General features: G+C 70.8%; 19 protein-coding genes and 1 tRNA gene. 14 read left to right on the forward strand and 6 right to left on the reverse strand.

From position 1 onward, the window contains the following. The first annotated feature begins 42 nt into the window (after nt 1-42). From J0I43_RS00870 to J0I43_RS00915, 10 genes are all read left to right on the forward strand, one after another. Entirely contained in the window at nt 43-1548 is a 1506-nt protein-coding gene (locus J0I43_RS00870; RefSeq protein WP_292859006.1) for an FAD-dependent oxidoreductase, read from the forward strand. An 81-nt stretch (nt 1549-1629) separates the two neighbouring features. Continuing rightward, nucleotides 1630-1703, forward strand: a tRNA-Leu gene (locus J0I43_RS00875). 51 nt (nt 1704-1754) lie between these two features. Further along, nucleotides 1755-2975, forward strand: a complete 1221-nt coding sequence (locus J0I43_RS00880) for a sugar MFS transporter (RefSeq protein ID WP_292857534.1) — start codon at nt 1755-1757, stop codon at nt 2973-2975. A gap of 135 nt (nt 2976-3110) precedes the next feature. Continuing rightward, entirely contained in the window at nt 3111-4745 is a 1635-nt protein-coding gene (locus J0I43_RS00885) for a molybdopterin-dependent oxidoreductase (RefSeq protein ID WP_292857537.1), read from the forward strand. A 96-nt stretch (nt 4746-4841) separates the two neighbouring features. Further along, entirely contained in the window at nt 4842-6077 is a 1236-nt protein-coding gene (locus J0I43_RS00890) for an amino acid deaminase/aldolase (RefSeq protein WP_292857540.1), read from the forward strand. Continuing rightward, on the forward strand, nt 6077-7399 hold the full coding sequence (locus tag J0I43_RS00895; RefSeq protein WP_292857543.1) for a D-arabinono-1,4-lactone oxidase: 1323 nt from the start codon (nt 6077-6079) through the stop codon (nt 7397-7399). Before J0I43_RS00890 ends, J0I43_RS00895 begins: the two co-directional genes overlap by 1 nt. An 84-nt stretch (nt 7400-7483) precedes the next feature. Continuing rightward, entirely contained in the window at nt 7484-8050 is a 567-nt protein-coding gene (locus J0I43_RS00900; protein WP_292859009.1) for a LemA family protein, read from the forward strand. Then, nucleotides 8047-9240, forward strand: coding sequence for an AI-2E family transporter (locus J0I43_RS00905; RefSeq protein ID WP_292857545.1), 1194 nt, complete (start codon nt 8047-8049; stop codon nt 9238-9240). The genes J0I43_RS00900 and J0I43_RS00905 overlap by 4 nt, the downstream gene beginning before the upstream one ends. 41 nt (nt 9241-9281) lie before the next feature. Continuing rightward, on the forward strand, nt 9282-10511 hold the full coding sequence (gene ilvA, locus J0I43_RS00910; protein WP_292859012.1) for a threonine ammonia-lyase: 1230 nt from the start codon (nt 9282-9284) through the stop codon (nt 10509-10511). Nucleotides 10512-10681: 170 nt separating this feature from the next. Continuing rightward, nucleotides 10682-11575, forward strand: coding sequence for a hypothetical protein (locus tag J0I43_RS00915; protein WP_292857548.1), 894 nt, complete (start codon nt 10682-10684; stop codon nt 11573-11575). Between the two features lie 117 nt (nt 11576-11692). On the opposite strand, the gene greA is transcribed toward J0I43_RS00915, so the two are convergent. Together greA and J0I43_RS00925 are read right to left on the reverse strand one after the other, a co-directional pair. After that, the gene (gene greA, locus J0I43_RS00920; RefSeq protein WP_292857551.1) at nt 11693-12181 is read right to left on the reverse strand and encodes a transcription elongation factor GreA; all 489 of its coding nucleotides are present in this window, start codon (nt 12179-12181) and stop codon (nt 11693-11695) included. 93 nt (nt 12182-12274) lie between these two features. Beyond that, nucleotides 12275-12694: a DUF4307 domain-containing protein gene (locus J0I43_RS00925; RefSeq protein WP_292857553.1), complete on the reverse strand. Its 420-nt coding sequence runs from the start codon at nt 12692-12694 to the stop codon at nt 12275-12277. Nucleotides 12695-12783: 89 nt separating this feature from the next. Here J0I43_RS00925 and J0I43_RS00930 point away from each other — a divergent pair, with 89 nt between their 5' ends. Next, nucleotides 12784-13092: a hypothetical protein gene (locus tag J0I43_RS00930; RefSeq protein WP_292857557.1), complete on the forward strand. Its 309-nt coding sequence runs from the start codon at nt 12784-12786 to the stop codon at nt 13090-13092. 43 nt (nt 13093-13135) lie between these two features. On the opposite strand, the gene J0I43_RS00935 is transcribed toward J0I43_RS00930, so the two are convergent. Further along, nucleotides 13136-13837, reverse strand: coding sequence for a hemolysin III family protein (locus J0I43_RS00935; RefSeq protein WP_292859015.1), 702 nt, complete (start codon nt 13835-13837; stop codon nt 13136-13138). Between the two features lie 109 nt (nt 13838-13946). On the opposite strand from J0I43_RS00935, the gene J0I43_RS00940 reads away from it, so the two are divergent. The 3 genes from J0I43_RS00940 (at nt 13947) to J0I43_RS00950 (ending at nt 17584) form a co-directional block, all read left to right on the forward strand. Continuing rightward, nucleotides 13947-14732, forward strand: coding sequence for an isoprenyl transferase (locus J0I43_RS00940; RefSeq protein ID WP_292857560.1), 786 nt, complete (start codon nt 13947-13949; stop codon nt 14730-14732). A 43-nt stretch (nt 14733-14775) separates the two neighbouring features. Further along, entirely contained in the window at nt 14776-16068 is a 1293-nt protein-coding gene (locus J0I43_RS00945) for an aminotransferase class V-fold PLP-dependent enzyme (protein ID WP_292857563.1), read from the forward strand. Nucleotides 16069-16234: 166 nt separating this feature from the next. Beyond that, nucleotides 16235-17584, forward strand: a complete 1350-nt coding sequence (locus J0I43_RS00950) for a PhoH family protein (protein ID WP_292857566.1) — start codon at nt 16235-16237, stop codon at nt 17582-17584. 111 nt (nt 17585-17695) lie between these two features. Here J0I43_RS00950 and J0I43_RS00955 read toward each other — a convergent pair whose 3' ends face one another. From J0I43_RS00955 to J0I43_RS00965, 3 genes are all read right to left on the reverse strand, one after another. After that, on the reverse strand, nt 17696-18352 hold the full coding sequence (locus tag J0I43_RS00955; protein ID WP_292857569.1) for a response regulator transcription factor: 657 nt from the start codon (nt 18350-18352) through the stop codon (nt 17696-17698). Continuing rightward, the gene (locus J0I43_RS00960) at nt 18349-19323 is read right to left on the reverse strand and encodes a cell wall metabolism sensor histidine kinase WalK (RefSeq protein WP_292857572.1); all 975 of its coding nucleotides are present in this window, start codon (nt 19321-19323) and stop codon (nt 18349-18351) included. The genes J0I43_RS00955 and J0I43_RS00960 overlap by 4 nt, the downstream gene beginning before the upstream one ends. 69 nt (nt 19324-19392) lie before the next feature. Then, nucleotides 19393-20790: a class II fumarate hydratase gene (locus tag J0I43_RS00965; RefSeq protein ID WP_292857574.1), complete on the reverse strand. Its 1398-nt coding sequence runs from the start codon at nt 20788-20790 to the stop codon at nt 19393-19395. Between the last annotated feature and the right edge of the window lie 18 nt (nt 20791-20808).

Raw genomic sequence — 20808 nt, forward strand, 5'->3', positions numbered from 1 at the left:
CACACAGCGTCCAGCACTGCCGTTCCCGCTGCCGGTCCGGCCGTGCCCAAGATCCTCGTCGTCGGTGGCGGATACGCCGGCTTCTACACCGCATGGAAGCTCGAGAAGCACCTGCGCAAGGGCGAGGCCGAGGTCACGGTCGTCGACCCGCTGCCCTACATGACCTACCAGCCGTTCCTGCCCGAGGTCGCCGCCGGCGAGATCGAAGCGCGGCACGCCGTCGTGGGCCTACGTCGTCACCTCAAGAAGACGCGCGTCATCACGGCGAAGGTGACCGGCATCGACCACGCGAATCGTACGGCGACGATCACACCCGATCAGGGCGAGCCGTGGCAGGAGAGCTACGACCAGATCGTCGTGACGGCCGGCGCCGTGTCGCGCACGTTCCCGATCCCGGGCATCGCCGACAACGCGATCGGCCTGAAGACGATCGAGGAGGCCGTCGCCGTCCGCGACCGCATCCTCACGAACTTCGACCGCGCGGCCAATCTCCCGGCCGGGCCCGATCGTGATCGCCTGCTGACGGTCGTCGTGGTGGGTGGCGGCTTCGCGGGTATCGAGGTGTTCGCCGAGATGCGCGCCCTCGCCTCCTCGCTCCTGAAGCTCTACCCGCAGCTGCGCTTCGAGGACACGCATTTCCACCTCGTCGAGGCGATGGGCCGCATCATGCCCGAGGTGTCGCTGAAGACGAGCGAATGGGTGCTGAAGGACCTCGCCAAGCGCGGCGCGAACGTGCACCTCGACACGCAGGTCACCGGTGCCGTGGACGGCAACGTGGAGCTGTCGACGGGCGAGGTCATCCCGACCGACCTCATCGTGTGGACCGCGGGTGTCATGGCGAACCCGACCGTCGTGCGCGGCAGCGACCTGCCCGTCGAAGAGCGCGGTCGCATCCGTGCGCGTGCCGACCTCCGCGTGGGCTCTGCCGACGATATCGTCGACGGCGCCTGGGCAGCGGGCGACGTGGCGGCGGTTCCGGATCTCACCGGCAAGGGCGTGGGCGGCTACTGCGTGCCGAACGCTCAGCACGCGGTGCGACAGGCCAAGCTGCTCGCGAAGAACCTCGTGGCCGTGCTGCGCGGCGAGGTTCCGCGCGAGTACATCCATCACAACCTGGGTGCGGTGGCAGGTCTCGGTCTCTACAACGGCGTGTTCCAGTCGGGCAACATCGCGCTGAAGGGCTTCGTCGCGTGGTGCGCGCACCGCGGCTACCACGGCCTGGCCATGCCGTCGTGGGAGCGCAAGTGGCGCGTGATCGGCGACTGGTGGCACAACTTCTGGCTCGATCGCGACAACGTGTCGCTGCAGACGGTGCAGAACCCGCGCTACGTCTTCGAGGAGTTCGCCGCGCGTCCGCGCCCGGCGGCCGCTGCTCCGGCTGCCCCCACCGCTCCGGCTGCTCCCGCGATCGACCCGAAGTCGGTCGCGGCCGAGAAGTCCGGTGCCGCGCCCGCCGCCGAGCCCGTCGCGGAGGAGACTCCTGCGAAGAAGGCGCCCGCGAAGAAGGCTCCGGTCAAGAAGGCGCCCGCGAACAGCGCCTCCGCCTGACCGGCGAAGACCGATCGAACCCCCGCCGCGTCGCCGCACGGTGGGGGTTCGTCGCGTCTCGCCCGGTAGCCTGGCACGCAGGCCCCCGTAGCCCAATGGCAGAGGCAGGCGACTTAAAATCGCTCCAGGTGTGGGTTCGAGTCCCACCGGGGGTACACAATCGACCCCATCCCCGTCCCGCCGTCGGAAAGGCTGTCCCGGACGCCGTGTACTCCCTGCTGCTCGCCATCATCTACATCGCCTTCGTCAGCCTCGGTCTGCCCGACTCGCTCCTCGGCGCCGGATGGCCCGTCATGCAGGAGAGCCTGGACGTCCCCGTCGGCTTCGCCGGCATCGTCACGATGATCATCGCGAGCGGCACGGTCCTCTCGAGCCTCGCGTCCGAGCGCCTCACCCGCCGCTTCGGCGCGGGCCTCGTCACCGCCGTCAGCGTCGCGATGACCGCCGCCGCCCTGTTCGGCTTCTCCACCTCGGGGGAGTTCTGGATGCTCTGCCTCTGGGCGATCCCCTACGGACTCGGTGCGGGCGCGGTGGATGCCGCCCTCAACAACTACGTCGCCCTGCACTACGCGGCCCGCCACATGAACTGGTTGCACAGCTTCTGGGGCGTCGGCGCCTCGATCAGCCCGTTCATCATGAGCTACGCCATCACCTCCGGCCTGGGCTGGTCGGGCGCATACCTCATCGTGGGCGTCACCCAGTCGATTCTCACCTTCGTCCTCCTCGTGAGCCTGCCGCTGTGGGGCAAGGTCAACACCGTCGTCGCTCCGGCCGCGGCGCCGGATGCCGACGCGGTTCCGGATGCCGCGGAGGCGCCGGCCGGCAAGGGCAGCGCACACGTCTCCCTCGCGACGGCCCTCCGCATCCCCGGTGTGAGGCTCATCCTCGCGGCGTTCTTCGCCTACTGCGCGCTGGAGAGCACCTCCATCCTCTGGGCCTCGACCTACCTCGCCGAAGAGCGCGCCGTCGACCCGGCCACCGCCGCGGCGTTCGGCTCGCTCTTCCTCCTCGGCATCACCGCGGGACGCTTCCTCGCCGGCTTCGTCGCCGACCGGGTGGGAGACCGGCAGCTCATCCGCGGCGGATTCGTCGCGGTCGGGGTCGGCGCGCTCATGCTCGCGCTGCCGCTTGAGACCAACGTCGTCGCCCTCGCCGGCCTCGTCATGGCGGGCCTCGGCTCGGCCCCGATCTACCCGGCGATCATCCATTCCACACCGGTCAACTTCGGCAGGCGCAACTCGCAGGCGATCATCGGCATCCAGATGGCTGCGGCGTACGCGGGATCGACCCTCGCCCCGCCGCTCTTCGGTGCACTGTCGGCGTGGGCGGGGCTGTGGATCCTGCCGCTGTTCCTCCTCGTCCTCGTCGCGCTCGGCCTCGCGATGTCGGAGCGTCTCAACCGGATGGTCACGCGGCGCACCGTGTGACCATCCGTGGGGCTCGGCGCGTCCGCGCTCGACGGGCGGGCGCTGCGCCGGCTGGTACCGGTCGGCCAATCCGAATCCCGCCCGGCACCGAACGATCTGTGACGCCGGCAGATCCGGCCGGGGCGGAGTCGCGATATGGGTGAGGCACGGAGACGACGACGCGTCGGGCTCTGGGCGTGGGCGGCCGTGTCGGGGATCGTCAGTGCGGCCGTGTTCCTCGCTGTCGCCGAGGCGCTCGCGCTGCTCTTCGGCGCGGGCGGCAGCCCGATCCTCGCGGTCGGCGGGTTCGTCATCGACATCGTGCCGCAGCCGTTCAAAGAGTTCGCGATCGCGACGTTCGGCGAATACGACAAGCTCGCGTTGATCGCCGGTCTCGCACTCGCGGTGGTGATCGCGTCGGCGATCGCCGGCATCCTGCAGGCAGTGAGACCGCCGCTCGGCGTCATCGCGCTCGCTGTCGCCGGGGTCCTCTCGGTCGCCGCGATCGTCACCCGCACGGGTGCGACGGTGCTCGTCGCGGTCCCGGCGGTCGCCGGCACCGTCGCCGGGGCGCTCCTGCTGGCGTCCCTCGGCCAGCACGTGCGCGGTTGGCAGGATACCGCGTCAGCGCCCGCCGATCCCGCCGCAGACGCACCGTCCGCCCCGGCCGTGCCGCCCGCGTCCGTTCCGGAGAACCCGGCGGCGCCGAGGAGCCCCGCCGCGATGAACCGCCGGGCGTTCTTCCGCACGACGGCGATCGCGGGGGCCTCCGCCGTCCTCATCGGCATCGGAGCCCGCATCGTCAGCGCCACCACCTCGTCGATCGCCGCCGTGCGTCAGGCGCTGTCGCTGCCGGCACCGCGATCGAAGGTCACGATCCCCGGCGGGGCGGAGCTCGACATCCCCGGCATCTCTCCGCTCATCACGCCGAACGCGGACTTCTACCGGGTCGACACGGCGCTGACGGTCCCGGCGGTCGACCCGTCCACCTGGCGCCTCGTGGTCGACGGCATGGTCGATCAGCGCGTCGACATCGGCTTCGACGACCTCGTCGCGATGGGTCTCGATGAGTACGCCGTGACGATGACGTGCGTCTCCAACGAGGTGGGCGGGAGCCTCCTCGGCAACGCGATCTGGCTCGGCGTCCCGGTGCGCGACGTCCTGGCGCTCGCCGGACCGCAGCCGGGCGCCGACATGGTGCTCTCGCGCAGCGTCGACGGCTTCACGGCATCCACTCCTCTCGAGGCGCTGACGGACGACGGTCTCGACGCGATCCTCGCGGTGGGGATGAACGGCGAGCCGCTGCCGCTCGAGCACGGGTTCCCGGTGCGGATGGTCGTGCCGGGGCTCTACGGGTACGTGTCGGCGACGAAGTGGATCACAGAGCTGAAAGTGACGACGTTCGACGCCGACGAGGCGTATTGGACGCCCCGCGGCTACAGCGCCAAGGCGCCGATCAAGCTCTCCTCCCGCATCGACACCCCGACGTCGGGCGCCCCGGTGAAGACCGGTAAGGTCGCGGTCGCCGGCGTCGCGTGGGCGCAGCCCGTGGGAGTCGAGCGTGTCGAGGTGAACATCGACGACGCCGGCTGGCGGCCCGCGACCCTGTCGACCGCGATCAACGACGATACGTGGGTGCAGTGGTTCGTCGAGTGGGATGCCGCGCCGGGAACGCATTTCCTGTCGGTGCGGGCGGTCGACAAGCGCGGCACGACGCAGGTCGAGGAGCGCGCCCCGATCGCGCCCGACGGATCGACGGGCTGGCAGCGAATCCTCGTCACGGTGCAGTAACTGGATACGGGCGGCGTCGCGCCTGACGCCGCGTCCCCGTACGGCTGAGACCCGGTCTCGCTCTAGGCTGGTGCCACCCGTGCGAAGGAGCTGCCCATGAGCGTCGATCTGCTCGCCCCGCCGTCCGCCGTGCCGGCGGAACCCTGGACGCATCCCGAGGCGTATTGGCGGGGCCGCACGGCGGCGATTGCGAGCCTCTCCGGCCCCGTCGCCACGATCGATCTCGACGCTCTCCGCCACAACGCGCTCGACCTCGTCGTTCGCTCGAGCGGCGTGCCGATCCGCGTCGCGTCGAAGTCCATCCGCGTGCGGGAGGTGCTGGATGCCGCGCTGACGCTGCCGGGCTACCGCGGCATCCTCGCGTTCACGCTGCCCGAAGCGCTGTGGCTCGCGGAGACCTACGACGACATCGTGCTCGGCTATCCGAGTGTCGACCGCGACGCCCTCGCGGCGCTCGGCGCGAGCGCCGACAAGGCCTCCCGCATCACGCTCATGATCGACGACCTCGCGCAGCTCGACCTCGTCGACAACGTGATCGCGCCCGGGCAGCGCCCCGAGATCCGCGTCGCGATCGATGCGGATGCCTCGTGGCGCGCGCCCGTTCTCGGCCACATCGGCGTGCGCCGTTCACCCGTCCATGATCTCGTGGAGGTCGCGCGCCTGGCCCGTGCGGTCGCGGCGCGGCCCGGGTTCCGCCTCGTCGGGCTCATGATGTACGAAGCGCAGATCGCCGGTCAGCCCGACGACACCGGTTCCGGCGACGCCGTCGTCCGCTGGATGCAGCGGCGGTCGACGGACGAGCTGCGGGAGCGCCGCGGCGCGATCGTCGCCGCCGTGCGGAACGTCGTCGACCTCGAGTTCGTGAACGGGGGTGGGACGGGGTCGCTCGAGTACACGGCATCCGACCCCGCCGTCACCGAGACGACCGCCGGGAGCGGCCTGCTCGCCGGTCACCTCTTCGACCTCTACCGCCACTTCTCGCTCGCGCCTGCGGCGGCGTTCGCGCTCGAGGTCGTGCGCCGGCCCGCGGACGACATCGTGACGGTGCTCGGCGGCGGCTGGATCGCCTCCGGTCCGCCCGTCGCCTCCCGGCAGCCGCTGCCGGTCTGGCCCCCTGACCTGAAGACCCTCGGCCGCGAAGGGGCGGGCGAGGTGCAGACACCGCTCGAGGGCGCGGCGGCGCGGACCCTCTCCATCGGCGATCGCGTCTGGTTCCGCCACGCGAAGAGCGGAGAGCTCGCCGAGCGCGTCGACCGGTACCACCTCACGAGCGGCGATCGGATCGTCGGCGAGGCCGCGACCTACCGCGGCGAAGGGAAGAGCTTCCTGTGATGTCCGGTTCCACCCGCCCCGGCGGCACGTGGCAGAACTGGGGACGGACGGAACGCGTCCGCCCCTTGACGGTCGAGTATCCCTCCACGATCGAGGCGGTGCGGCGCGCGGTCCGCTCCGCCGCGCAGCGCGGTCGGCCCATCAAAGCCGTCGGGACGGGGCACAGCTTCAGCGGCATCGCCGTCGCACCCGGCACGCTGCTCGAGCTGACCGAGCTCTCCGGTCTCGTCTCGGTCGACCGCGACCGGCAGCGGGCTCGGTTCCTCGCCGGCACGCGCCTGCACCGCATCCCCGCGCTCCTCGGTCCTCATGGCCTTGCCATGACGAACCTCGGCGACATCGACCGGCAGTCGATCTCGGGCGCCATCTCCACCGGCACGCACGGCACCGGATCGCGCTTCGGCGGCATCGCGACGCAGGTCGTGGCGGCGACCCTCGTGACCGCCGACGGGGAGCTGTTGACCGTGTCCGAGACCGAGAACTCCGACCTGCTGCCGGCGGTCGCGCTCGGACTCGGAGCACTCGGCATCCTCGTCGACGTCACGCTGCAGTGCGTGCCGGCGTTCACGCTCCACGCCGTCGAGCGCCCCGAGCCGCTCGACGAGGTCGTCGACGGGGTCGCGGCCCGGGCGGACGCCGTGGACCACTTCGAGTTCTACTGGTTTCCGCACACCGACGTCGCCCTCACCAAGACGAATGCGCGCGGCACGGCGGATGCCGCGACGAACCCGCTCGGGCGCGTGTCGAAGGTCGTCGACGATGTGCTCGTCGGCAATGTCGTCCATCAGGCGGTCTGCAGCGCCGGGCGGGCGGCTCCCCCCCTCGTGCCCGGCATCAACCGGCTCTCCGCCCGCGTGTGGGGCGATCGTGCGTTCTCCGACGCTTCGCACCGCGTCTTCGCGACGAGCCGCGGCGTACGGTTCCGCGAGATGGAATACGCCGTGCCGATCGAGAGCCTCGCCGAGGCGTTCCGCGGCATCCAGCGTGTCATCGCGGAGCACGACTGGCGCATCGAGTTCCCGATCGAGGTGCGCACGGCGGCGGCCGACGACCTGTGGCTGTCGACCGCGTCGGGGCGCGCGAGCGGCTACATCGCCGTGCACCGCTACTGGAAGGCCGACCCGACCGCGTACTTCGCCGCCGTCGAGGAGGTCATGCTCGCCTTCGGGGGGCGTCCGCACTGGGGCAAGATGCACACGCAGGATGCCGCGTCGCTGCGCACCCGATATCCGCGTTTCGACGACTTCACCGCCCTGCGCGACCGCCTCGATCCCGATCGCCTCTTCCGCAATCCCTACCTCACGCGCGTCCTGGGTGAGTAACGCCTGAGAACCGGGCTCCGCGCATGATCGCAGAGCTGGTGCCGCCGATAGGATGAGCACAGAATCGAGGGGAGTCCCATGGACATGGCGTGGCTGATCCCGGTGCTCATCGTGGTCGCGCTGGTCGTGATCGTCGGCGTGTACCTGTGGGCGACGTACAACTCGCTCGTCGCGCTGAATGTGCGCGTCGACGAAGCGTGGAGCGACATCACGGTGCAGCTGAAGCGTCGAGCCGACCTGCTGCCCAACCTCATCGAGACGGTCAAGGGCTACGCGGCGCACGAGAAGGCGGTGTTCGAGAACGTCACGCGCGCGCGCGCCGAGACGCTCTCGGCCGGTTCTCCCGGTGAAGCCGGCGTTGCGGAAGGACACATGCAGCAGGCGCTGAAGAGCCTGTTCGCGGTCGCCGAGGCGTACCCGCAGCTGCAGGCCAGCCAGAACTTCCTCCAGCTCCAGCAGTCCGTGGTCGACACGGAGGACAAGATCCAGGCGTCGCGTCGCTTCTACAACGGGGGCGTGCGCGAGCTGAACACGAAGATCAAGGTGTTCCCGAACAACATGTTCGCGCGCAGCCTCGGCTTCCACGAGCGGGAGTTCTTCGAGGTGACCGGGGGAGCCGCCATCGCCGAGCCCCCGCGGATCCAGTTTTGACGGACGAGAAGCCTCGACCCTCTCTCCTCGACGCGATCCGCACCAAGACGGTGCGGGGTGAGATCGAGGAGTCGCTGCCGCACGGTCTGCGTGTGACGACCGCCTACGCGTGGCGGTTCGTCGTGATCGCGGTGGCCGCCGGCATCCTCATCTGGCTCGTGATCCAGCTGAAGCTCCTCGTCGTCCCGCTCCTCGTCGCGATCCTCGTGACGGCGCTCCTGTGGCCCGTGTTCACGTGGATGCTCCGGCACCGCGTCCCGCGGTGGGCGGCCATCGTCATCTCGGTGATCGGCACGGTCGCCGTCGTGGGCGGACTTCTCTGGCTCGCGATCTGGCAGATCACGCGGGAGTGGCCGCGTGTCCGCACCCGCACGCTCGAATCGGTCGAGCAGTTCCGCCAGTACCTCATAGACGGGCCGCTCCATCTGACGTCCGACCAGATCGACGGGATGCTCGCGCAGGCCTGGACGTTCATCCAACAGCAGGTCGATCTGCTGTGGTCCGGTGCGCTCGTGATCGGCTCCACGGTGGGCCATGTCGCGACCGGCGCGGTCCTCGCCCTCTTCATCCTGCTGTGCACCCTCGCCGACGGCGCCGGGATCTGGCGCTGGGTCGTGCGGCTCTTCCCGCGCCGCGCACGTGCCGACGTCGACGGCGCCGGTCGTGCGGGGTGGGCGACGGTCGTCACCTACGCGCGCACCCAGCTCCTCGTCGCGACGATCGACGCGATCGGCATCGGTCTCGGTGCGTTCCTGCTCGGCGTGCCGCTCGCGATCCCGATCGGCGTCCTCGTCTTCCTCGGGGCGTTCGTGCCGTTCGTCGGCGCCATCGTCACGGGCACGCTCGCGGTCTTCCTCGCCCTCGTCTACAACGGCCCGTGGATCGCGCTGTGGATGATCGTCGTCGTGCTCGGTGTGCAGCAGCTCGAGGGGCACGTGCTCCAGCCGCTGCTCATGGGATCGGCGGTCAAGGTCCACCCCCTCGCGGTCGTCCTCGTCGTCGCGGGCGGTGCCATGATCGCCGGCATCCCCGGCGCCCTGTTCGCCGTGCCGCTCGCGGCCTTCGTCAACGTCGTCGCGGTCTACCTCTCCACCCGCCACACGCGGGGCGCGCCACCGGGGCCGGGCGACTTCACCGATCGAGATCTCATCTGGAGCACCGTTCCGCGCAGCAGGAGGACCCCCGCGTGACCATCCCCACCGAGCCGGCGACCGCGGCCGCCGCCGGCGATCTGCCGGCCATCCCGACGCTCGCGGAGTTCGAGGACGCCGCCGCGGTCCTCCGCGATGTGGTCGTCCGGACGCCGTTCGACGTGTCCGAGCACCTCTCCGAGGTTCTGGGCGCGCCCGTGCACCTGAAGCTCGAGAACCTGCAGCGCACCGGATCGTTCAAGATCCGCGGCGCGACGTACCGCCTGTCGCGCCTCACGGCGGAGGAGCGCGCGCGCGGTGTCGTCGCGGCATCCGCCGGCAACCATGCCCAGGGCGTCGCCCTCGCGGCGCAGAAGCTCGGCATCCCCGCGACGATCTTCATGCCGCTCGGCGTGCCCGTGCCGAAGCTCCTCGCGACGCGCGGCTACGGCGCCGAGGTGGTCCTCGAGGGGGCGACCGTCGAGACGCCGCTGCGGCTCGCGGCCGAGTTCGCCGAGCGGACGGGGGCGGTGCTCATCCACCCGTTCGACCACCGCGACGTCATCATCGGTCAGGGCACGCTGGGCCTGGAGCTGTGGGATGCCGTGGACGACCTCGACACCGTCATCCTCGGCATCGGCGGGGGAGGGCTCATCGCCGGCGTCGCCGCGGCCGTCAAGGCCCGCGCCGCCGCCGAGGGACGCACCGTGCGGGTCATCGGCGTGCAGGCGGAGAACTCCGCCGCCTACCCGTCCTCGCTCGCCGCGGGCGAGCCGCTCACCGTGGAGACGACCCCGACGATCGCGGACGGCATCGCCGTGGCCCGGCCGGGAGATGTGCCCTTCGAGGTCATCAGCCGGCTCGTCGACGAGGTCGTGACGGTCACCGACGACGACATCGCGCGCGCACTGCTGATCCTCCTCGAACGGGCCAAGCAGGTCGTCGAGCCCGCCGGCGCCGTGGGCGTCGCGGCGATCCTCGCCGGGAAGATCCAGGCGACGGGGCCCACCGCCGTCGTCCTCTCCGGGGGGAACATCGACCCCCTCCTGCTCCAGCGCGTCGTCTCGCACGGCCTCGCGGCATCCGGCCGCTACATGTCGCTGCAGATTCCGCTCCCCGATCGCCCCGGCCAGCTCGCACGCGTGTCGGAGCTTCTCGCGATCGCGGGCGCCAACGTCATCGAGGTGCTGCACACGCGCCACGGGCAGGGGCTTCAGATCAGCGAGGTGATCCTCCAGCTGAGCGTCGAGACGCGCGGCGAAGAGCACCGGGCGCACGTGATCCAGGTGTTGGAGTCGGCGGGCTTCACCCCGCGCGTCGTGGAGGACTGAGCCGCCGCTGCCTGCCCCGACAGAGTTTCGGGCGCTTGAGGCGTCTGAATCTCCCTCTCAAGAGTTTCGGGCGCTTGAGGAGTCCGAAACTCTCGCGATCGTCGGATGGCGGCGCGGCGGGCGTGTGGATAAGTTCGGCAACCCGGGCTGTGGCCCGGGAGGATCGGCGAATGAGCCAGATGCCCCGCGTCTTCTCCGTCGCCCACGCGCGTTCGCTCGGCGTTGGCGAAGGACGACTGCGATCTCGGCGCGAGTGGGATCGTCCGTTCCGCGGCCTGCGTGCGACGGCTGAGGCGCAGTGGAGCGACACCGCGGCGTCGCGCGCGCGGGCGGTGGGGTCGGATGCCGTGCTGTGCGGCCCGTCCGCGCTCCGCGCGTGGGGCCATGCACTGCCCGCGCCCGTCGAGGACGACGGCATGCTCCACATCGCCGTGCCGCGGCCCGGTCGCGCGCCCCGCGGGCGGGGCATCGTGGGGTACAGCCTCGGGCTGGATCCCGTGTGCGTGACCGTGTGGCGCGGCATCCCGCTCACCACGCGAGCGCGGACGTGGGTCGATCTCGCCCGAAAGCTGACGCTCGCGCAGCTCGTCGCCGTGGGCGACCGCCTGTGCCTCCCCGAGGCGGACGAGTGCACGCTCCGCGAACTCGAGGTCGCGCTCGCCTGCTCACCGCGGACGCGCGGCGTCGCGGTGGCACGCGAGGCGCTCGCGCTCATCGTGCCCGGGGCCGAGTCCTACCCCGAGTCTGAACTGCGCGTCGCGTTCGAACAGGCGGGGCTCCCGCGCCCCGAGGTCAACGCCGAGATCCGCGACGGTCGGCACTTCTCGGCCCGCGTCGACATGCTGTTCGCGCGGTGGGGTGTCGTGGTCGAGTACGAGGGCGCGCACCACGCCGAGAATCTGCGCCAGTGGCGGCGCGATCTCACCCGGATCGGTGAGCTGCAACGCCTCGGCTACGTCGTGGAACGCGCTCACGCCGGCGACCTGCGCGACCCGGCGGCTCTGATCGCACGCGTGCGGGTGCACCTGGAACGCCGCGGCTGGCGCCCGACCGACACGCACTGACGCGTGGCACGCGTCGCGGCGGGAGTTTCGGACCCCTCAAGCGCCCGAAACTCGCCCGCACGGAGTTTCGGACTCCTGAAGCGTCCGAAACTCGCCCGCCGATGCACGCGCCGGCGGCTACTGGCCGGTGTAGGTGGCGACCTTGACGATCTCGACGGGGATCTCGCGGCCCGTGGGGGCCGTGTAGGACGTCGTGGCGCCCTCGGCGAGGCCGAGGATCGCCGCGCCCAGGGGGGATGCCTCGCTGTAGACGTCGAGCTCGGAGCCCGCGGCGATCTCCCGGCTGCCAAGGAGGAAGACCTCTTCGCCGCCCGCGACGATCGCGGTGACGACGGTGCCGCCCCGGACGATCCCGTCGGCTTCGGGCGCTTCGCCGACCACGGCATCCTTCAGCAGGGCCTGCAGAGTGCGGATGCGCGCCTCCTGCTTGCCCTGCTCGTCCTTCGCGGCGTGGTAGCCGCCGTTCTCCTTGAGGTCGCCCTCTTCGCGGGCCGCCTCGATGCGAGCGGCGATCTCCGTGCGACCCGTCGTCGACAGGTGCTCCAGCTCGGCGGCGAGCCGGTCATAGGCGTCCTGGGTGAGGAAGGTGTCCGTGTTCTCAGCCACGTGTCTTCTCCTAGGTCTCTGCGGTCTGTGCGGTCTGTAGGGGGGTAAACCGAACGCCCCGGCAGGCTGCCGGGGCGCGTGTGTCGGATCAGACTACGGGATCCAGCAGGAGCTCACCAAACCGGTCGTCGCCTCCGCGACGGTCGGGATCGTCTCCGAGAAGCTGCGGCTGTGCGCCGGATCGGCGGGGTACTCGATGACCCGCCAGCCGACGATGCCGTGCTCGGTGTCCTGCGCCTCGAGCGCGCACGTGACGGCCGCGCCCTGCCGGAGGGTCACCTGGAACTGCACCGTGATCGAGTGCGCGTCGACGATCTGGAACCCCGTGGTGTCGATGTCCACGGCATCCATCGATTGCGCGACGGTCGACCAGCCGAAGTATCCGACGATGACGGCCGCGACCGCGCCGAACGCGATCCACGTGCCGCGCCGACTCCGGCGCGAGCGTCCGTAGCGGTCGTCGAGCTCGGCCTGGACCTCGGGGGAGGGCGGCGTGGGCGTCGTCGTGGTCATGTCGCGTTCCGGGGGGGAAAGGGGATTTAGGCTGGACTTCCAGGCTACGCGCTGCGGGCCCGGCACCCGAACCGACGAACCGAGGAACGATGCACATTCTCCCCGCGGGCCTCGCGACCCCCTCGCCCTCGATGACCGTCGACCCCGACGTCGTCACGCCCGGCTTCATCGGGTTCGTCGCGATCGCGCTCGTCGCCGTCGTCGTCGTCTTCCTGATCATCGACATGCTGCGGCGCATCCGCCGCGCCGGATACCGCGCCGACGTCAACGAGCAGCTGGATGCCGAGGCGGCGGCCCAGCTGGATGCCGAGGCGGCCGGCCAGGCGGAGGCTGCGACCCGTGCATCCGACGTCGACGACCAGGACATCGATCCCGTCGAAGACGGCACCGCCCGCTGACCCGCTCAGGCGGAACGCCGGGCCGTCTGCACGGCGCGCGGTGTCAGGACGCGCCGAGCGAGGGGACGACGGGATCGAGAGCGATCAGCAGACACGCCGTCCAGTGGCAGAGGAACGCCAGCACGGTGCACACGTGGAAGATCTCGTGGAAGCCGAAGTGGCCGGGCCACGGGTTGGGCTTCTTCAGCGCGTAGCAGACCGCGCCTCCCGTGTAGAGCAGACCGCCGACGATCACGAGCACCATCATGGCGACACTCGCCTGCAGGAGGTCGACGAGGTACATGACCGCGGCCCAACCGAGGAGGAGGTACAGCGCGACGTAGAGCCAGCGCGGTGCGTTGATCCAGAACACCCGGAAGAGGATGCCGAGCAGCGCCCCCGACCAGACCAGGACGAGCAGCAGCAGCCCCTTCTGGGGGGGCAGTGCCAGCACCGCGAGGGGCGTGTAGGTCCCCGCGATCAGCAGCATGATGTTCGCGTGGTCGATGCGCTTGAGGACGGCCTTCGTCGTCGGCTTCCAGTTGAAGCGGTGATAGAGCGCCGAGTTGCCGAACAGCAGCACCGAGGTCGCCATGAAGACCGCCGAGGCCCACTTCGCGGCCGCGCCGTCGGCGACGACGATGAGCACGATCCCGGCGGCGATCGCCACGGGGAAGGTCCCCGCATGGATCCAGCCGCGCCACGTCGGCTTGAGCTCGACCTGCGCGCTGACGGCGGCCGCCTCCAGGAGAGGCAGCTGGGGCATCTCGACACCCTCATCGGGCACGTGTTCGGGCACGATCCGAGCCTACGCGCGTGCGTATGCCCAGGCGAACATACGGGGCGCGGAGCTTCGCGCGGAGTAGCGTAGGGGTGTGAGTGCGCGCAGACCCGGGGAGGGCAGGGGAGTCCTGTACCGGCTGTACAGTTCCCGGCTGCGGCGGTCGCTCACGCCGGAGACGGTGCCGCACCACGTCGCCATGATGATCGACGGCAATCGCCGGTGGGCCCGGCAGGCGGGCTTTCCCACGGTCGCGCACGGTCACCGCGCGGGAGCGGCGAAGATGCACGAGTTCCTGCGCTGGTGCGACGATCTCGGCATCCGCGTCGTGTCGCTGTACCTGCTGTCGAACGACAATCTCCGCAAGCGCGACTCGCAGGAGCTCGCCGACCTCATCGAGATCATCGCCGAGCTCGCCGACGAGCTCTCGCGCGAGCCGGGCTGGCGCGTGCAGATCGTCGGGCGCTCGGATGCCCTCCCACCCGCTCTCGCACGCGTCCTGCAGACGGCGCAGGAGCGCACGGCGAGCAACACCGGGCTGCACGTCAACCTGGCCGTCGGCTACGGAGGCCGCGGAGAGATCGTGGATGCCGTGCGCAGCATCATCGCGAAGCACGACGAGAGCGGCGGCTCGCTCGAAGCGCTCGCCGCGAGCCTCACCCCCGAGCAGATCGGCGAGCACCTCTACACGGGCGGACTCCCGGACCCGGACCTCGTCATCCGCACGTCGGGGGAGCAGCGGCTGAGCGACTTCCTGCTCTGGCAGTCGGCGCACTCGGAGTTCTATTTCGTCGAAGCGCTCGGGCCCGACCTGCGCGAAGTCGACTTCCTGCGCGCGATCCGCGATTACGCGACGCGCGACCGCCGCTACGGGAGCTGACCGCACGGCACCCGCCCGGCCGTTCGTGACTCTGCGTGTCAGAATGGCATGCGTGAGTGCACTGGAGCCCCTGATCTCGTCGTTCGATCTCGCGGCGGGATATCTCGACTGGGCGCGCTTCGGACCGCTCTCCCCGGGCGTGCGCGCCGAGCTCCACGCCGACGCCGAGCTGCTCGGCACGGGGCGCGCCGCGGGCACCGACCTCGTGGGCGCACGGGTCGGCGAGGCGCGGGGACTCGTCGCGCGGGTGCTCGACGCGCCCGTCGACGAGATCGTTCTGCAGCCGTCGACGACCCAAGGGCTCCTGCACGCGATGTTCGGGCTCGAGGGCGTCGTCGTCGTCCCCGCCCAGGACTTCCCCGCGGTACGGATCGCCGCCCACCGCGCTGCCGCTGCGCGCGGGGTGCTGGCCGTCCGCGAGATCGATCCTCCGGGCGGCATCGTCACGCCGGAGGCGGTCGCCGAGGCGCTGGACGACGACGTCACGGCCGTCGCGCTGAGCCTCGTCGACTACCGCACCGGCGCACTCGCCGACCTCGCCGGCATCCGCGCCGTCATCGGGGAGCGACTGCTCATCGTCGACGCCGTGCAGGCCTTCGGCGTCGTGGACGTCGACTGGAGTCTCGCCGACGTCGTCGCCGGAAACGGCTACAAGTGGCTGCGCGCGGGCCGCGGGACGGGGTTCGCCCGGTTCTCCCCGGCGGCGCGTTCCCGGATCGCCCCCGTCCTGTCCGGCATCTCCGGGATGGCCGGCGACGCATCGGTGCTCGGGACGCCGCCCGCCCTCGAGGGTGCCGCGGCGTACTCGGTCGCTCCGTCCGACCCGCTCGCCGCCGCTCGCCTCGCGACGTCGCTCCGCGAGATGCTGGATGCCGGGGTGCCCGCCGTCGCGGCCGAGGTGCACGCCCGTGCGGCCGACGTCATGGCGCTGGCGGATCGCTACGAGGTCCCCGTCGTCACGCCGCGCGACGCGCACGCCGGGATCGTCGCGCTCGCCCCGCAGGACCCGCCCACCCTTGCCGCGGCCCTCGCGAACCACGGCGTCACGGTCACCGCGCGCGGCGCGACGATCCGCGTCGCCGCGCACGTGGGCACCGGCGCCGACACGCTGCGCCTGCTCGGCGACGCGTTCGCCGATGCGGCGGCGTCAGGCCGCGTGATCGCCGCGGAGTACGCCCGCGAAGGGCTCATCGCCGAACCCGATGCGCCCGAGGTGTTCACGATCGAGATCGCCGACGCGTCGGCATCCGTGGAGGGCGATGTCGCCGAGGACGCCGCGACCTCGGTCCCGCGGGACACCGACGAGATCGTCATCGCGGTCGTCGAGGAGAATTAACCCGCGCGCAACGTCGTCGCGGCGTGTCGGTTTCGTCCCGGCATCGGTCCGCGTCGTACGGTCATCACATCGGGCAAGGTGCCCGGTCGAGTCGGCCTTCCACTGACTCGTGGCTCACGGCCGACTCGATATTCCGGGTGGTTCCACCCGGAGCGGGGAGCGGGTTGTGACCACACGAGTTCCACTGAAGCAGCAGAGCGTCGACCAGGCCGCGGAGGTGGAACAGGACCTCCGCACCTATGTCCTCGACACCTCGGTGCTGCTGAGCGATCCGCGGGCCTTCTTCCGCTTCGCCGAGCACTCCGTCGTCGTTCCGGTGGTCGTCATCACCGAGCTGGAGGGCAAGCGTCACGACCCCGAGCTGGGCTACTTTGCGCGCCAGGCCCTGCGCCACCTGGACGAGCTGCGCATCGAGCACGGTCGCCTCGATTTCCCCGTTCCCGTCGGGCAGGGCGGCACGCTGCGCGTCGAACTCGCGAACACGGATGCCTCGGTGCTGCCGCAGGGGCTGCGTCTGAGCGACAACGACACCCGCATCCTCTCGGTCGCGATGCACCTCGCTCAGGACGGGCAGGAGGTCACCGTGGTCTCGAAAGACCTGCCCATGCGCGTGAAGGCGGCCTCGCTCGGCATCAACGCCGAGGAATACCTCGCCGAGCAGGCCGTCGACAGTGGCTGGACCGGCATCGCCGACATCCACCTGTCCGGCGATGACATCAGCGACCTCTACGAGTCGGAGGTCGCCTCGAGCGACGAGGTGCGGGGGCTTCCCGTCAACACGGGGCTCATCATCCACTCCGAGCGCGGCTCGGCCCTCGGCCGTGTCACGGGCGATGGCGGCTACAAGCTCGTGCGCGGCGACCGCGACGTGTTCGGTCTGCACGGGCGTTCCGCCGAGCAGCGCATCGCGATCGACCTGCTCCTCGACCCAGAGGTGGGGATCGTCTCACTCGGCGGACGCGCCGGGACGGGCAAATCGGCACTCGCCCTGTGCGCGGGACTGGAGGCGATCCTCGAGCGGCAGCAGCAGAAGAAGATCATCGTCTTCCGGCCGCTGTTCGCCGTCGGCGGGCAGGAGCTCGGCTACCTGCCCGGGGACCAGGGCGAGAAGATGAACCCGTGGGGTCAGGCGGTGTTCGACACGCTCGGCTCGGTCGTCTCGGGCAACGTCCTCGAGGAGGTCGTCGCGCGGGGGATGCTCGAAGTGCTGCCGCTCACGCACATCCGCGGGCGCTCGCTGCACGACGCGTTCGTGATCGTCGATGAGGCGCAGTCGCTCGAGCGGAACGTCCTGCTGACGGTCCTCAGTCGCATGGGGCAGAACTCGCGTGTCGTGCTCACCCACGACGTCGGCCAGCGCGACAACCTGCGCGTCGGCCGCCACGACGGCGTCGCCTCCGTCATCGAAACGCTGAAGGGCCATGACCTGTTCGGACACGTGACGCTCATGCGCTCGGAGCGCTCGGCGATCGCCGCCCTCGTCACCGACCTGCTGGAGCAGGGCGAACTCAGCTGAGCGCGCCAGGCCCCGGCACCCCCTCCGCCGAGTGTCCAGGACACGCGGAGGCAGGGGGCACCGGGTCCGCGTGTCTTGGACACTCGGCGAACGGCGCGGGGTCGGCGAGGGCTACTCCCAGCGGTAGCCCTCCCCGCGCACGGTCACGATGTGGTCGCTGCCGATCTTGCCGCGCAGATATCGCACGTACACGTCGACGACGTTCGAGCCGGGGTCGAAGTCCATACCCCAGATGCGGCTCAGGAGCTGCTCGCGGGTGAGGACCGTGTTCGGATGCCGCAGGAACTGCTCGGCCAGCGCGAACTCGCGCGCGGACAGGTCGATCTCGCGGCCCGCGACGGTCGTCCGGCGGGCGAGCAGGTCGACGGTGACGTCGCCGTGCGTCAGCGTCATCGTGATGGCGCCGGTGCGCTCGCGCAGTCGCGAACGCACGCGCGCGAGGAGCTCGGCGACGGAGAAGGGCTTCGGCACGTAGTCGCTCGCCCCGGCATCCAGCCCCTGGATCGTGTCCGAGGTTCCGGAGCGAGCGGTCAGCATGATCACGGGCATCTGCTCGCCCTGTGCGCGCAGGGCGCGCAGCACCTCGAACCCGTCCATCGACGGCAGACCGACGTCGAGGATGACGAGGTCGACGTCGTCGTCTCGCGCGGCATCCAGAGCCGCCTGCCCGTCGTCGGCGCTGACGGTGTCGAAGCCCTCGGCGCGGAGGGCCCGCGTCACGAGGGAGACGATGTGTGGTTCGTCGTCGACGACGAGGATGCGTGTCATCCGGATGCCTCTCGCTGGATCACCACGTCGCCGGCGCGTACCGGCGTCGGAAGGGTCGCGCCGGTACCGAGCGGGATCTCGACCGTCAGGGTCGCCCCGCCGCCGGGAGTGTCGGCGACGGCGCACCGGCCGCCGTGCGCCTTTGCGATCGTGTCGACGATCGCGAGCCCGAGACCCGAGCCGCCGACGGAGCGTTTTCCGACGCCGCGGTCGAACCGGCGGAAGACGCGGTGGCGCATCGCCGGCGGGATGCCGGGGCCGTGATCGCGCACCCACAGCTGCGCACCGGACGGGTGCACGGCGCTGCCGATCTCGATCGCGCTGCCGGCGGGCGTGTACTTCGCGGCGTTGTCGGCCAGCTGCAGCCAGGCCTGCAGCAGTCGGTCCCGGTCGCCGCGGATGACGCCCTCCGCGGTCTGCTCGATCCTCCACTCGTGACCGGGGATCACCGCGACGAGCTCGCCGACGCGCTGCGTCAGCAGGGCGAGGTCGACGTCGCCCATCGTGAAGCTGTCGGCTTCGACCGCCGCGAGCAGGTCGATGTCGCCGATGAGGCGCGTCATGCGATCGAGCTCGGCCATACCGAGCTCGCGGGTCGCAGCGGCGTCGTCGGGGTCGGCGGGGTTCATGATCTCGAGATGTCCGCGCACGATCGTGATCGGGGTCTTGAGCTCATGACGGACGTCGTCGAGGAGCCGCCGCTGCGTCTCGAACGAGGCCTCTGCTCCGTCGGCCACGGCATCCGGTGTCGCCGGTTCGAGAACGACCCACCCGACGAGAGCGGTGACCCCGAGCGTCGCGACCGCACCGACGACGTAGGCCGCGACGGCGCCCCAGGACACGTCGGCATCCGTGATCGCCAGGATCCCCAGCATCGCCAGTGCGGTCACCGCGAAGCCCGCCCCCACGATCGCCAGCACGAGGCCGAGCGTGCGCAGGCGCCGTCCCGGGGCGGCCATCGAGCGGGTCACCCTGTCATTATGGACCCGCCGCGCATTATGGACCCGCCGCGAGAGGGAACCGTGCGGGTCTCGCCGAGATCAGCCCGGGTGCGTCATCGAGAGGAGATCGAGCTTCTCGTCGAGCTGCGCCTCGGTGAGCTCGCCGCGCTCGACGTAGCCGAGATCGATGACCGCCTCGCGCACCGTGATGCCCTTCGCGACGGCGTGCTTGGCGATCTTGGCAGCCGCCTCGTAGCCGATCAGCTTGTTCAGCGGGGTGACGATCGACGGCGACATGCCGGCGAAGGCGGCGGCGCGCTCGCGGTTCGCCTCGAGGCCGTCGATCGTCTTGTCGGCGAGCACACGCATCGCGTTCGACAGCAGGCGGATCGACTCGAGGAGCGCCGTGCCCATCACGGGGATCGCGACGTTGAGCTCGAAGGATCCCGATGCTCCGGCCCACGCGACCGTCGCGTCGTTGCCGATGACGCGCGCGCACACCATGAGGGTCGCTTCCGGAACGACCGGGTTCACCTTGCCCGGCATGATCGACGAGCCCGGCTGCAGATCGGGGATGTGCAGCTCGCCGAGGCCCGTGTTCGGGCCCGAGCCCATCCAGCGCAGGTCGTTGTTGATCTTGGTCAGCGAGACGGCGATCGTGCGGAGCGCGCCGGATGCCTCGACGAGGCCGTCGCGGTTCGCCTGCGCCTCGAAATGGTCCTTCGCCTCGGTGATCGGCAGCTCCGTCTCGGCGGCGAGGAGCGCGATCACCTTCTGCGGGAAGCCGAGCGGAGTGTTGATGCCCGTGCCGACGGCCGTGCCGCCGAGGGGCACCTCACCCACGCGGGGGATGACCGCCTGGACGCGCTCGATGCCGAGGCGGACCTGGCGGGCGTACCCGCCGAACTCCTGCCCGAGGGTGACCGGAGTGGCATCCATGAGGTGCGTCCGGCCCGACTTCACGGCATCCTTCCACAGCTCCGCCTTCGCCTCGAGGGCGACGGCGAGGTGGTCCAGGGCCGGGATCAGGTCGTCGATGAGCGCCTGCGTGACCGCGATGTGCACGGACGTGGGGAAGACGTCGTTCGATGACTGCGACGCGTTGACGTGGTCGTTCGGGTGCACGGCGGCGCCGAGCTTCTGCGTCGCCAGGGTCGCGAGGACCTCGTTCATGTTCATGTTCGACGACGTGCCCGACCCGGTCTGGTAGGTGTCGACGGGGAACTGGCTGTCGTAGCGGCCCGTGATGACGTCGTCGGCCGCGGCCGCGATCGCGTCGGCGACACCCGCGTCGAGGGTGCCGAGCTCCTTGTTGGCGAGGGCCGCGGCCTTCTTGATGCGGGCGAGCGCCGCGATCTGCGTCGACTCGAGGCCCGTTCCGGAGATCGGGAAGTTCTCGACCGCGCGCTGGGTCTGCGCGGCGTACAGCGCGTCCTTGGGCACGCGCACTTCTCCCATCGTGTCGTGCTCGATGCGGTATTCGGTGGTGTCGGTCATCTCACGTCCTCGTGTGTG

This window comes from Microbacterium sp., from assembly GCF_017305435.1.
In the GTDB taxonomy this organism is placed as follows: Bacteria; Actinomycetota; Actinomycetes; order Actinomycetales; family Microbacteriaceae; genus Microbacterium.

Coding starts and splice junctions, on each gene's coding strand:
- J0I43_RS00955 (WP_292857569.1), bottom strand. CDS start 18,352: ATGACACGCATCCTCGTCGTCGACGACGAACCACACATCGTCTCCCTC.
- J0I43_RS00890 (WP_292857540.1), top strand. CDS start 4,842: ATGAGCGTCGATCTGCTCGCCCCGCCGTCCGCCGTGCCGGCGGAACCC.
- J0I43_RS00935 (WP_292859015.1), bottom strand. CDS start 13,837: ATGCCCCAGCTGCCTCTCCTGGAGGCGGCCGCCGTCAGCGCGCAGGTC.
- J0I43_RS00885 (WP_292857537.1), top strand. CDS start 3,111: ATGGGTGAGGCACGGAGACGACGACGCGTCGGGCTCTGGGCGTGGGCG.
- J0I43_RS00895 (WP_292857543.1), top strand. CDS start 6,077: ATGTCCGGTTCCACCCGCCCCGGCGGCACGTGGCAGAACTGGGGACGG.
- J0I43_RS00915 (WP_292857548.1), top strand. CDS start 10,682: ATGAGCCAGATGCCCCGCGTCTTCTCCGTCGCCCACGCGCGTTCGCTC.
- J0I43_RS00945 (WP_292857563.1), top strand. CDS start 14,776: ATGGCATGCGTGAGTGCACTGGAGCCCCTGATCTCGTCGTTCGATCTC.
- J0I43_RS00900 (WP_292859009.1), top strand. CDS start 7,484: ATGGCGTGGCTGATCCCGGTGCTCATCGTGGTCGCGCTGGTCGTGATC.
- J0I43_RS00925 (WP_292857553.1), bottom strand. CDS start 12,694: ATGACCACGACGACGCCCACGCCGCCCTCCCCCGAGGTCCAGGCCGAG.
- J0I43_RS00965 (WP_292857574.1), bottom strand. CDS start 20,790: ATGACCGACACCACCGAATACCGCATCGAGCACGACACGATGGGAGAA.
- J0I43_RS00930 (WP_292857557.1), top strand. CDS start 12,784: ATGCACATTCTCCCCGCGGGCCTCGCGACCCCCTCGCCCTCGATGACC.